Origin of the sequence: Amycolatopsis silviterrae (assembly GCF_042684085.1) — a bacterium.
Taxonomy (GTDB): Bacteria; Actinomycetota; Actinomycetes; order Mycobacteriales; family Pseudonocardiaceae; genus Amycolatopsis; species Amycolatopsis silviterrae.
Map to the genome: position 1 here is coordinate 34,535 of NZ_JBHUKS010000002.1, position 12,026 is coordinate 46,560.

Annotated in this window: 8 protein-coding genes and 1 pseudogene; 5 read left to right on the plus strand and 4 right to left on the minus strand. The window is 69.1% G+C overall.

The genetic code is table 11. The features are described from left to right. The first annotated feature begins 36 nt into the window (after nt 1–36). A complete protein-coding gene (locus ACFSVL_RS00990) occupies nt 37–1,458 on the plus strand; it encodes a tetratricopeptide repeat protein (protein WP_378299446.1) in 1,422 nt (473 codons plus the stop codon). A 70-nt stretch (nt 1,459–1,528) separates the two neighbouring features. Here ACFSVL_RS00990 and ACFSVL_RS00995 read toward each other — a convergent pair. Beyond that, a pseudogene (locus ACFSVL_RS00995) lies at nt 1,529–1,969 on the minus strand (HAD domain-containing protein); the annotation flags it as partial. Between the two features lie 24 nt (nt 1,970–1,993). Then, on the minus strand, nt 1,994–2,965 hold the full coding sequence (locus ACFSVL_RS01000) for a glycoside hydrolase family 3 N-terminal domain-containing protein (RefSeq protein WP_378299448.1): 972 nt from the start codon (nt 2,963–2,965) through the stop codon (nt 1,994–1,996). A gap of 403 nt (nt 2,966–3,368) precedes the next feature. Between ACFSVL_RS01000 and ACFSVL_RS01005 the strand changes: the two genes are divergently transcribed. The 4 genes from ACFSVL_RS01005 to ACFSVL_RS01020 are packed head-to-tail and all read left to right on the plus strand — an operon-like array spanning nt 3,369 to nt 6,956. Beyond that, nucleotides 3,369–3,962 (plus strand): helix-turn-helix transcriptional regulator, encoded by a 594-nt coding sequence (locus ACFSVL_RS01005; RefSeq protein ID WP_378299450.1) that lies wholly within the window; start codon nt 3,369–3,371, stop codon nt 3,960–3,962. Nucleotides 3,963–3,976: 14 nt separating this feature from the next. Continuing rightward, complete coding sequence (locus ACFSVL_RS01010) at nt 3,977–5,242, plus strand: ABC transporter substrate-binding protein (protein ID WP_378299452.1); 1,266 nt, start codon at nt 3,977–3,979, stop codon at nt 5,240–5,242. 5 nt (nt 5,243–5,247) lie between these two features. Next, the gene (locus ACFSVL_RS01015; protein WP_378299454.1) at nt 5,248–6,132 is read left to right on the plus strand and encodes a carbohydrate ABC transporter permease; all 885 of its coding nucleotides are present in this window, start codon (nt 5,248–5,250) and stop codon (nt 6,130–6,132) included. Next, nucleotides 6,132–6,956: a carbohydrate ABC transporter permease gene (locus tag ACFSVL_RS01020; protein ID WP_378299679.1), complete on the plus strand. Its 825-nt coding sequence runs from the start codon at nt 6,132–6,134 to the stop codon at nt 6,954–6,956. Before ACFSVL_RS01015 ends, ACFSVL_RS01020 begins: the two co-directional genes overlap by 1 nt. 251 nt (nt 6,957–7,207) lie before the next feature. Here ACFSVL_RS01020 and ACFSVL_RS01025 read toward each other — a convergent pair whose 3' ends face one another. Together ACFSVL_RS01025 and ACFSVL_RS01030 are read right to left on the minus strand one after the other, a co-directional pair. Beyond that, nucleotides 7,208–8,284, minus strand: coding sequence for an alpha/beta hydrolase family protein (locus ACFSVL_RS01025; RefSeq protein WP_378299456.1), 1,077 nt, complete (start codon nt 8,282–8,284; stop codon nt 7,208–7,210). Between the two features lie 69 nt (nt 8,285–8,353). Next, nucleotides 8,354–11,974: a BTAD domain-containing putative transcriptional regulator gene (locus ACFSVL_RS01030; protein ID WP_378299458.1), complete on the minus strand. Its 3,621-nt coding sequence runs from the start codon at nt 11,972–11,974 to the stop codon at nt 8,354–8,356. Between the last annotated feature and the right edge of the window lie 52 nt (nt 11,975–12,026).

The following is a 12,026-nucleotide window of genomic DNA, read 5'->3' on the forward strand; positions in this document are numbered from 1 at the left end:
CTTTCGTTCATTGAGTAAACGACTAGGCTCGCCGAGATGACGGACGAGTCCTCGGGCAACCGCATCACCGGTGGTCAGTTCGACAAGGTCGTGATGGCCGGAGCGGTGCACGGCGACATCACCATCGGCCAATCCGGTGACAGCCCGGCCGATCTGGCGGACCCGCTGATCGCGTCGGTCCGGCTGAAACCCGGCGGCACCCTGGCCGACCTGGTGCTCGACACCGACCCGCCGCAGGTCGCCGTCCCCGGCGGAACCGTCCACATCATCACTGTGGAAGCCAGGACGAGCCGCGCCGTGGTCCTGCAGTCCGCGCGGGCGGTGGTCGTCTCGCGGACACCTCCGCGCCCCGCCTGTCTGCTGGTCCGGGTCGGCGGGCTCCTCGAACCACGTCCGTTCACGACCGATTTCGACGCTCCGTCGCCGCAACTGGTCGCGCAGGGCCCGGACTTCCCGTTCACCGTCAGCGCGACCGACATCGAGCAGTTCGAGATCGAACCGATCACCACCACCCACGAGGTCGCCTGGCGGCTGGAAGTGGACTGGACCTGCGCGGGCCGCCACGGCACCACGGTCATCGACAACCAGGGCGAGCCGTTCCACGCGTATCCCGTGCCCGCTCTCTTCTCCGGTCGTGACCATTCGGTACTCAGCTCCGGCTGCGATCTGTTCCATGAACGGGGTTGCCCCGCCGGGCTGCTCGAAGCTTCGGGCGTCCCCGCTTCTCTTTGGGATCGCGAACAGCCTGCTCCGTACCCCGTGCTGTCGGTGGACGGTGAGGTCTCTTTCGACCTGGACCTGGATCCCGACCAGAAGGAGTCGTGGCCCGCCTACCGCCGAATCGCGACTGCGGTCCGGATGTCGGCCGCCCAACCGGGTTTCGTGAGCCACGAACCGCCGGAGTTCCGGGGCCTGCTCATCCGAGTACTGCGCTACCTCTTCGTCTCCGGCCAAGCTCGGCCCGGCGTGGCCCTTGGCCAGCTCATCCATGCTGAATGGGTTTCGTCGCTCGGCGAAGACCATCCCGACACCCTCGCCGTCGCCAACCGCCTGGCTGGCTGTCTGATCGGCACCACCGACTACCCGGCCGCGCGCGACCTGATGGCTGACCTGCTGCCTCGGGTCGGCCGCGTGCTGGGCGAGGACGATCCGCTGACGTTGACCGTCGCGAGCAACCTGTGCGTGGTGTACATGGGGTTGAACGAATACGAGCGCGCTCGGGACCAGACGGAGGACGTCTTGGTCCGGAGCCGTCGTGCGCTGGGCCCGGATGCCTTGGGCACTCTGCGGACGACTGGGAACCTGGTCAAGATCCACCTCCGGCTTGGGGACCGCGCTTCGGCTGTCGCGGTGCTGGAGGACCTGGTGCCGAGGTGCCGGCGCGCGTTGGGGGAGGAGCATCCGCAGACGGTGAGTGCGGTTGCGACTCTTGCGGAGGTGGTGGCGGAGGAGGGCTGAGTGCGGATTTGCCTTGCCGGAACGCGTTCTCCGCGGCGGCGAGGTGGTCCGGACCTATCCCCACGGCGGGGTCGACCGGAATCAGTGCGGTAGCGGCGCCGCCTCGGCGTTCGAGGAAGCGCTGGCGAGCGCTGGGGAACAGGCTGAAGTCGTCGTCGAGCCACGCCAGGGGCCGCCCGGTCGCGAAACGGCCGACCGCGCCGAACTTCCAGTCCGGATGGCGGTCGTAGGCGCGCACACCGACCACGGGCAGTACCGGCAGCCCGAGCGCCGGGCCGACGGTGGCGTTGGCCTCGTCTTCCCACGAGGTAGCCCACACCAGATCTGCGCCAGTCCGCTCGGCGAGAGCGAGCAGCGCGGTCCCGTGCGCCGGATTGAGCCAGGCTCGTCGTCCGGCCTTCTTCCGCCATCGCGAGGCGCGCCACTGATACTCGAGGTAGCCAGGCGGCGGCGAGTCAGCCGCGAAAGGGTTCAGCGGCCCGTCCACGTCGAGCAGCAGTACTGGCTTCACGCTCCGACACTAGCCAGCACGGCGTCAAGGACGGCAATACCCCTTAGCCGCCAACACCCGCTCCACCGAAGCCGTAACCTGCGCCGCCGACAACTCCCCACCTTCGACCGCCCGCTGCAGCCGATCCACCACAGCCCCCACGTCGTTGTGCCCAGAAGAGAACAACGCCTGATCCGCCCCCGCCTGCAGCGCCTTCAGCACCGCATCCGGCACCGCAAACCGGTCCGTGATCGCCTTCATCCCGCCCAGATCGTCGGTGATCACCGGCCCGGTGAAGTGGAACTCGTTGCGCAGCAACCGATACGCCTCCGGCGCCAGCGAGGCCGGTTCGTCGCCGGTGAGTCCGGGGACCTCCAGGTGCCCGACCATCACCCCGATCTGCCCGTACTCCGCGATGTCGCGGTAAGGCACCAGATCGACCCGCCGCAGCTGGTCGAGCGGCGGCGTCACGACGGTGCCGCGGTGCGAGTCGCCGGAACCGTGGCCGTGGCCCGGGAAATGCTTCAGCACCGGCTGCACCCCGCCCGCGCGCAGGCCCTCGGCGAACGCCATCGCGTACTTCCGCGCCTTTTCCGGATCCGGGCTGTAGGAACGGTCGCCGATGACCGCGTCGTCGGGCTCGTCGCTCACGTCCGCGTCCGGTGCGTAGTCGACCGTCACCCCGCGTGCCCGCAGTTGCTTGCCGCGCTGTTCGCCGATCGCACGCACCTCGTCGGGAGTCTTCGAGGCCGCCAGCTGCCGGGCGCTCGGGAGCGAGCCGTCGAGGTCGTCGACGCGCTGTACGCGGCCGCCCTCCTCGTCGACGGCGACCGAAACCGGGATCTTCGCGGCCTTCTGGACGCCGGCGAGCGCGTCATTTTGCAACAGCGTGGTCTTTTTGTCGCCCACGAAGATCCCGCCGACCTGCTGCGTGCGCACGAGGTTCGCGACGCCCGCCGGATCGCCCGCGTCGACGCCCGGCACCACCAGCTGCGCCACGCGCGCCCGCGGATCCATCCCCGCCACCGCCGAGGCGCACGCCGACTGGCCTGGCACAGTCTGCGCCGGCGAGGTTGACGCAGGTGGAGCGGCTTGCGGAGAACTTCCCGCACTCGGCGCGGTGAGCGGGGTCGGCGTTGCTGTTCCAGAAACGGAACGATCTCCCGAACACGCGGAAAGTGCACATATGAGCGTTACGGTGCTGACCGCGCCTGCGGTGAACCAGCGGGGTCGGGCGTGCGCCTTCATCATTTCCTCTGACAGTCCGGACGGGTCTCCGTGACGGTAACCGAACCCCACCGGCGGGCCCAACTTCACGCTGTGAAGAATGAGCGCGTCCCGACTAGAGATTTCGTGAAGCCGCGGTGGGCACACTGACTGGCACACGAACAAGCGAGTGCTCTGCACCGGGGAGGCAGCGATGAATCAGGTCAAGGTTGCGGCATGGGCTTCGGACCCGATCACGCTCGCGGGCCTCATCGACCATTTGCGCACGCGCCGCGAAGTGCGGGTGATGCCGGGGCAGCAGCGCGGCGAGGCGGCGGTGCTCGTGTTCGCCGCGAACCGCGTCACCCGTGAGGTGAAGGCGGCGCTGCGGGCCGCCGCTTCCGAGACGCCCGCGGCCATCGTGTTCGTCGCCGGATACGTGGACGCTGACGACCTGGCCGAGCTGGCCGCCTGGCACGTCGCCGCGGTGCTGCCGCGCGACGCGATCGGCGGCGACCAGCTGGTGCGCAGCATCGTGGCCGCCGCCTCCGGGCGCGAGACCTCGATGCGGGATCTGCTGCACCAGGCTGAGACGCTGCGGCGCAACGGGGACCGCACCAACCTGTCGCCGCGCGAGGTCGACGTGCTGCGGCTGATGGCCGAGGGCTGGGACACCGCGGAAATCGCGAACAAGCTCTGCTACTCGGAGCGGACCGTGAAGAACGTGATCTACGGCATGACGAACCGGCTCAAGCTGCGGAACCGTCCGCACGCCGTCGCCTACGCGCTGCGCGCCGGAGTGATTTAAAGGATGCTCACCACGTGCGAAAGCTGACCCGGCGCCCGGCCGTTGCCGCGCTCGCCGCCGCATTCCTGTCACTGGCGGCCGCGTGCGGTACCGCCGCGTCCTCGGGGAAGATCACGCTGAGCGTCGCCACGTTCGGCGAGTTCGGCTACGCACCGCTGTTCGAGCAGTACCAGAAGGACCATCCGAACATCGAGATCCGCAGCCGGGTCACCGATTTCGACACGCATTTCAAGAGCCTCGCCACTCAGCTGGCGGCCGGGCGCGGCGCGGCCGACGTCGTCGCGGTCGAGGAGCAGTACATCCCGAAGTACATCCGGGCCAAGGACAAGTTCGTCAACCTCGCCGAGTACGGCGCGGACAAGCTGAAGCAGCAGTGGTCCCCGTGGAAGTGGGCGCAGGGCACTTCCGGCGATTACGTGTTCGGGCTCGGCACGGACATGGGCAGCCTCGCGATGTGCTACCGCCGGGATCTGTTCCAGCAGGCCGGATTGCCCACCGACCGCACCTCCGTCGCGGAGCTGATGCCGGACTGGCCGGGCTACGCGAATCTCGCCGCCCGGTTCACCGAAAAGCTGCCGAACGTGAAGTTCGCCGATTCGGCGGGCACCGTCTACACCGCGATGCTCAACCAGTCGCCGGAGAACTACTTCTCCGCCAAGGACGATTCCTACATCGCCGACCGCAACCCCAGTGTGCACAACGCTTTCCAGCTGTCCGGCGGCCTCGCGCAAGCCCGGCAAACGGCGGGCGCGACCACGTACACGCAGGCCTGGAACGTCGCGATCAAACAGGGCACCTTCGCGACCATCGCGTGCCCGGCCTGGATGCTCACGCAGATCAAGGAAGCCGGCGGCGAAGCGGGCAGCGGCAAATGGGACGTCACCACGGTGCCGGGCAACAGCGGCAACCAGGGCGGTTCCTTCCTCTCGGTGCCGAAGCAAAGCGCGCACCCGAAGGAAGCCTACGATCTCGCGCAGTGGCTCACCGCGCCCGCGCAGCAGAAGCGGCTTTTCCTTTCCGAGGGAATCCTGCCGAGCGAGCCGAGCGTGTATCAGGACCCGCAGGTCGTGGCCCACACCGATCCCTATTTCTCGAACGCGCCGGTCGGCGAGATCTACGCGGCCTCGGCGGACCGGCTGCGGCCGAATTACCGCGGGCTGCACGACGCTGACGTGCGTCCCGAATTCGGCCGCGCGCTCGGCCGGATCGAGGACGGTTCGGAGAACGTCGATCAGGCGTGGGCCGACGCGGTCCGGATGGGCCGCGACGCGATCAAGTAGCTGTTGTGGACCGGAAGCTCACCCCCTACGTCTTCATTCTGCCGTTCTTTGTCCTTTTTGGACTGTTCGGCGCGTTTCCGCTGCTGTACACGTCGTGGGTTTCGCTGCACCGGTGGGATTTGCTGTCCGGTCCGGAAGGCGGGCCCGGCTTCGCGAATTACGTCGAACTGTTCGGTGATCCGCGGTTCTACAACGCGCTTTTCAACACCGTCAGCATCTTCCTGTTAGCCGCGATTCCGCAGTTCTTCCTCGCGCTGGGCATCGCGGCCCTGCTGAACCGGCCGCTGCGAGCGGCGACCTGGTGGCGATCTGGGCTTTTGCTGCCGAATCTGGTGTCCGTGGTCGCCGTCGGGCTGGTTTTCGCGCAGTTGTACAGCTCGGGCTACGGCGTGGTCAACGAGGTGCTCGGCTGGTTCGGGGTGCCGCCGATTTCCTGGCAGTCGCACCAATGGTCGTCGCATCTCGCGGTGGCGAGCATGGTGATGTGGCGCTGGACCGGTTACAACGCACTGATCTACCTGGCCGCGATGCAAGCGGTGCCGCAGGATCTGTACGAGGCCGCCGCGCTCGACGGCGCTTCCCGGTGGCGGACCTTCTGGTCGATTACCGTACCGGGCATCCGCCCGACGATCGCGTTCACCGCGGTGGCCGGCACGGTAAACGGACTCCAGCTGTTCGCCGAACCGCAGTTGTTCGACGCCACCGGAAACGGCGGCGCGGGCGGCAATGACCGCCAATTCCAGACGCTCACGATGTACCTGTACGAAAAAGGCTTCGGCAAATTCGACGCCGGCTACGCGGCGGCCCTGTCCTGGGTGATGTTCCTGATCTGCCTGGTGTTCGCGATCTTCAACTACCGGCTGGTGCGCCGGTTCGTGGGCGCCCCGTGATCCGCCGGGGCCGGGCCGGGGCCTGGGTATACGCGGTACTGGTGGGGCTGGTGGCCGCGTCACTGTTCCCGCTGTACTGGTCGTTCGTGGTGTCCACTCGGGACAACGCGGCGATCGGCGAGACCTCTCCGCTGCTGGTGCCCGGCGGCCATCTTTTCGAGAACATCCAGCGCGTTTTCACCACCGTCGACTTCTGGCTGGCGATCGGCAATTCGCTGATCGTCGCGACGACCGTGATGGTGTCCAATGTGGTCCTGTCCAGCTTCGCCGGGTTTTCCTTCGCCCGGCTCCGGTTCCGCGGCCGCAACACTCTGTTCCTTCTCGTCGTCGGCTCGGCGATGGTGCCCGCCCAGCTAGGCGTGGTCCCGCTTTACCTGGTGGTGAGCGACTTCGGCTGGTACGGCCGGCTTGAGGCGGTGATCGTGCCCGCGCTGGTGAGCGCGTTCGGCGTGTTCTGGATGCGCCAGGCGTGCGAGGGGTCGATCGACCAGGACCTGGTGGACGCGGCCACTGTGGACGGAGCGTCGGTGCTGCGCACGTTCTGGCACGTGGCAGTTCCAGCGATCCGTCCACAAGCGACTGTCCTGGCCATGGTGACCTTCCTCGGCGCGTGGAACGACTACTTCTGGCCGCTGGTCGTCCTCGACCCAGCGGAAACGCCGACCGTGCAAGTGGTCTTGTCCCAGCTGGCCAGTGGCTACTTCACGGATTACGCCTTAATGCTGACCGGGGCGACGCTCGGCGTGCTGCCGGTGATCGTGCTCTTCCTGCTGCTGGGGAGGAGGCTGGTGGGTAGCGTGTCGAGCGGGCTCAGGACGTCGTGAGTGTTTATGCCGGTTAGGACCCAATGCCGGGAACCTAAGCCGCGTCGCCTCGGCCCGCCTTCGTCCACAATGGACGCAACCTGCGCCGAAACACCCGATTGATGCCTGTCTGACCGTATCTTCATGTCCGTGAGGGGAACCCTGAGGGAATCTGATTCCCTCAGGGTTCCCCTCACGGACCGCAAACCCGCTCCGGCACCGTCAGCGCCGGCTTAAGCTACGCGGCATTGGGTTAGAACCGGCATTGCCACTCACGACACATACCGCCCAAAGAACCCCGCCAACGCCGCTCGCTGCACCCCAATGCTCGCCGAAGGATCGATCGTCCCGATCCGCGTCCGCTGCACCTGGGGATCGACCGGCACCCGCTGCGCCAGCTTCGGCAGGAACCACTGGACATCGGTGTAGCTGTAGTGCATCGCGGTAGCCAGCGTGATGTCCTGCTTCGGCGCTGACGTGTGGTCCCACAACGACTTCCACGACGGCGACGTCAGATGGCTGCGCGGCTGCCCGTCGCTGGTACTGCCGGACGACCCCATCAGCAGCACCGGCCGTGACACCCCTTCTGCCCCAGCCCGAGTCGGCTGCTTCCCATCGACGTCGTAGGCGAGCCAGCCGTCCAGATCGGCCGCCGCATCGACCCGGGAGTCCACCTTGGACACTTCGGCCGCGGTATCCCCGCCGAACGAATGCCCGATCGCCCCGACCCGGCTCAGATCCATCGACTGGCCGAGCCCGGGAATGCCGGGCAGCTGGTCCAGGGTGAACCGGACGTCCGCGACCCGGGTGCGCATCCCCGCGACCAGGTCCTTGCTCCCCTGAGAGAACACCACCCGCCCGTCCGGGAACACGACGAACGGCGCCTCCCCGGTGTGGTCGATGGTCACCACGATGTACCCCCGGCTGGCGAGGTCCTCGGCGGTCGCGCTGCCCAGCGCCCGCAGAGAACCCCAACCCGGCGAGTACACGACCACCGGCCACCGGCCCCGCACCGGCGCGTTCGCCCGGGCGTGCGTCTCGACGGCAGCCCAGTCGACCTTGCCGGTCGGCAACCCCAGCGCTGGTGCCGCGCCCTGGTCGAAGTACGGCGCGGCCGCGGCGGGCAGATACCGCGCCTTGGGCCCGGTGCCGGGTCTGGCCGGGTACCAGACGCTGATCATCAGCTCCCGGTTCCGTGCCTGGTCAACGAGGTGGACGTCGCGTTCGCCGATCGCGTGCGGCCCGGACGGCGTCGGCAGGTCGAAGGTGACCGCCGTTTCCGCCGAAGCAGGCGTGGCACCCAGTGCGGTGACCAGGAGGGCAGCGGCAAGGACAGTTCGGAAGCGCATGCCAGAACTCTGCCGGTTCGCCCGGGACGCCCGCGCCTGCCGACCGTCTCCGGCGACCCCCGACTTTCGTCAACCTGTCCGTCGCGCCACGGTGGTCGCCAGCTCGCTGCGCGACGGCGCGTCCAGCTTCCCGAGCAGCCGCACGACATGCGCCTGCACCGTCCGTCGCGGCAGACGCAGTTCCGTCGCGATCTCCGGATTGGACCGGCCGGCCGCGACCAGCCGGGCGATGCGGACCTCCAGCGTCGACAGCGATTCCCAGCCGTGTTCGGGCCGCGCCGACGCCAGCGAAGCCCTGCGCTGCACGCCGACCGCCTGCAACCGCGTCTCCGCATGCTCCAGATCCCACGCTGCTGAAAGATCGGTGTACAGCGAAGCCGCCTCGTCGAACGCAGTCTGCGCGGCGTCCAGCCGACCCGCGCGCGCCAGCAGCACCGCCGCGTCCTCCAACGCACTGGCCAGCTCCGGTTTCCGCCCCACTGCGCGGAAATGCGCAACTGTCCGCAGAACCGGCTCCGGATCCTCTTCCAGCACTCCCCGGCACCATTCAGCGGCGGCGAACGCCCGTGCCGGTTCGAGTTCCTTCTCCGCTTCCTCGACACAGACCGCCAGCGCCCGCTCCGCCGCCGCCCGGTCGCCCGCGGCGAGCGCGATCTGCGCGAACTGCGGCAACCACTGATGCCGCAGCATCATCTGCGCGTACGTCGGGTTCAGGATCGGCTCGAACACCGTGATCGCCTTCCGCAGGTCACCCTGCTGATAGGCGACCAGTGCGTGTGCGGCAAGCAAAAAGTCGAAGCTCTCGCGCTCGGCGCTGGTCGCGGGCGCGTGCTCTTCCGCCGCGTCGAGCAGCGCGGCCGCCTGCGCGCGCTCGCCTCGCCGAGCCGCGATGAGCGCCGCGACCCCGTGCAGCAGCAACGCCGCCGCACCCGGTTCACGCAGGCCGAAGAAGGTGATCGCCGGACCGTCCTCGGTCACCGTGTCCAGCTCCACCAGCGCCTCGTCCCACCGGCCTTCCCAATACCGGTGCACCGCGACCGAAACCTGCAGCCCGCTCGGCATGCTGTGCCGCCGCGTCACGTCGGCGGCCTCCTGCAGCGTCCGGTTCGCGTCGTCCAGCCGGTCGAGGTTCTGCAGCGTGAAGACGCGGTTGTCCAGCAGGTCCACGTGCAGGTCGGCCAGTTCGTGCTCGTCGCCGACGGCCGCGATGGCCTCGTCCACGTGCTTCAGCGCGCTGGCGTGATGCCGCCGCACGGAATCGACCAGCCACAACGTCTGCAGCGAATGCGCGGTGAGGTAGCCGTCGCCGTTCGCCTCGCCCCGCGCGCGATGCGCGTTCTTCTCCGCGACATCAAGGTCGTCGAGCCCGCCGCGCCGGAAGTTCGCGAGCAAATGCCGCCCCTTGACCCGCCACAGCTCCGGCATCTCCGGGTCCTCGGCCGGATTCCCGAGCGTCTCCACCGCGAGCTGCACGTCGCCCCGGCGGAACCGCATCGCGGACACGACGTGCCGCATCTCCGCGGCGTTGGCCGGGTCGCGGGAGACCTCGAGTGCTTGCAGCGCAAGGTCTTCCGGACTCCGTTCGAGCCGGAACAGCACCCGCACCAACGCGACCAGCAACGGCTCGCGCCGCGGATCGTCGTCCTCGATCACGGCGAGCGCGCGCTCCAGCAGCTCGACCGCGATCAGCGGCGCGCGGTTCGACACCGCGCTTTGGTGCTCCACCAGCCAGTCCAGCACCCACGGGTCCACAGTGGACGGGACGGCGACCAGCTGTTCGGCGACCCGCTTCACCGGCGCGCCGATCTTGGCCAGCGCTTCGGCGGCCTGCCGGTGCTGCGCCGCCCGCGTTTCCGGCGGCAGATGGTGGTACAAGGTCTGACGCAGCAACGGAAGCCGGAACGCGAGCTGGGTGCCGGTGTCGAGCAGGATGTTGTCCGCCACCGCCGTTTCGAGCGGGCCGAGCAGGTCGGACGGACGCTGCCCGAGCACCGCCGCGATGTCGCCGACCGCGAACTCCATGCCGAGGATCGCGCCCCAGCCCAGCACGTGCCGGGTCTGCGCGGGCAGCAGTTCCAGCCGCCGGTTGACCGCTGCGACGATCGAGTCCGGCGGCTCGAACCGCAGCGGATCCGGCACGTCGGCGAGCCCGGCGGAGTGCTCGACCGCGCCGGAATGCACCAGCGCGTCCAGCATTTCCTTCAGATACAACGGATTGCCGCCCGCCCGCGCGGTCAGGTCCCGCAGCCGCGGTCCGGGGTCCGCGCCGATCTGCCGGTGCAGCAGGCGCAGGACGTCGTCCTCGCCGAGCGGCCCGAGATCGAGCACGACCCCGTCGCGCGTCTCGACGCCGCGGCGCAGCTGCGTCATCTCCGTGCGCTCCGGAGCCGGCCGCGTCGCCGCGACCAGCAGCAACGGCAGCTGGCGAGCCGCCGCGGACAGCCGATGCCACACCAGGACACTCGGCTCGTCCGCCCACTGCAGGTCGTCGACCACGAGCAACAGCGGCGATTCCGCGCACAGTTCGTCGACGAGCGCCAGCAGCCGGTCGACCGAATCCAGCACCGGATCGCCGACGCGCCGCACCGGCTCCTCGCTGCTCAGCGCGACGCGGGCCCGGCGCGGATCGGGCGAATGCGGGTCGATCGCCAGGCATTCGTGCATGACCTGCAACGGGAACCGCATGCTCAGCTCGTCCGCGGTGACCCAGGCGACCTGCACGCCGCGGACGTCGCCGAAGGCGTGCGCCAGCAGCTCCGACTTCCCGATCCCGGCCTCGCCCTCGATCCACACCGCCCGGCCCCGGCCAGCGCGGACGTCGTCGAGCAGCCGATGCAGCTTGCCGACCTCGGCTTCCCGGCCGAGCAACGGCTCCTGCGGCGCCCGCACGACCGGCTCCGGCACCGTCGGCCGCGCCAGCTCCAGCTCCGGATCTTCGGCGAGCACCCGCTGGTGCAGCTCCCTCAGCTGCGGCCCCGGCTCCACGCCCAGCTCATCGCGGATCGTGCGGCGCGCGTCGCGGAAGACGTCGAGCGCGTCGGAATGCCGTCCGCTGCGGTAGAGCGCGAGCATCAGCGAGGCGCGCAACGATTCGCGCAGCGGATGTTCGGCGGTGAGCGCGGTCAGCTCGGCGATGATCTCCTGGTGGCCGCCCATTTCCAGCCTGCTGCGGGCACCCCGGTCAAGCGTGTCCAGCCGCAGTTCGGCCAGATACGCGCGATACCGCTCGGCGAAATTGCCCGGCACTCCGGACAGCGCTTCGCCGTGCCACAGCTTGAGCGCGGCACTGAACTCGGCCATCGCGCGGGGGTGCGCCCCGGCCTCAGCCTCGCGTTTGCCCGCTTCCCGGTGCTGCTCGAACTTCGCCGAGTCCAGCGCGTCCGGCGCGAGGTCGAGCGTGTAGCCCGCCGGGCCGGACCCGAGCACCGTCGACGCGGACCACCGGGTGCGTTCGGGCTCCAGCGCTCGGCGCAGCCCGGAGATGTAGGTGTGCACGCTGCCTTCGACACTGGCCGGCGGCGAATCGCCCCACACACCCGCGATCAGCTCGGCGCGCGGCACCGCCCGCCCGGCGGCGACCGCGAGCATGGCGAAGACCGCCCGCTGCCGCGCGGGCCCGAGCGAGATTTCGGTCGCCCCGCGCCAGGCGCGCAACGGGCCGAGCACCGTCACCCGCAAGTCCCCTGGCATGCTGTTCCATTCGCCGTGTTCGCCGAGTTTACCGGTCGATCATGGACGTGAG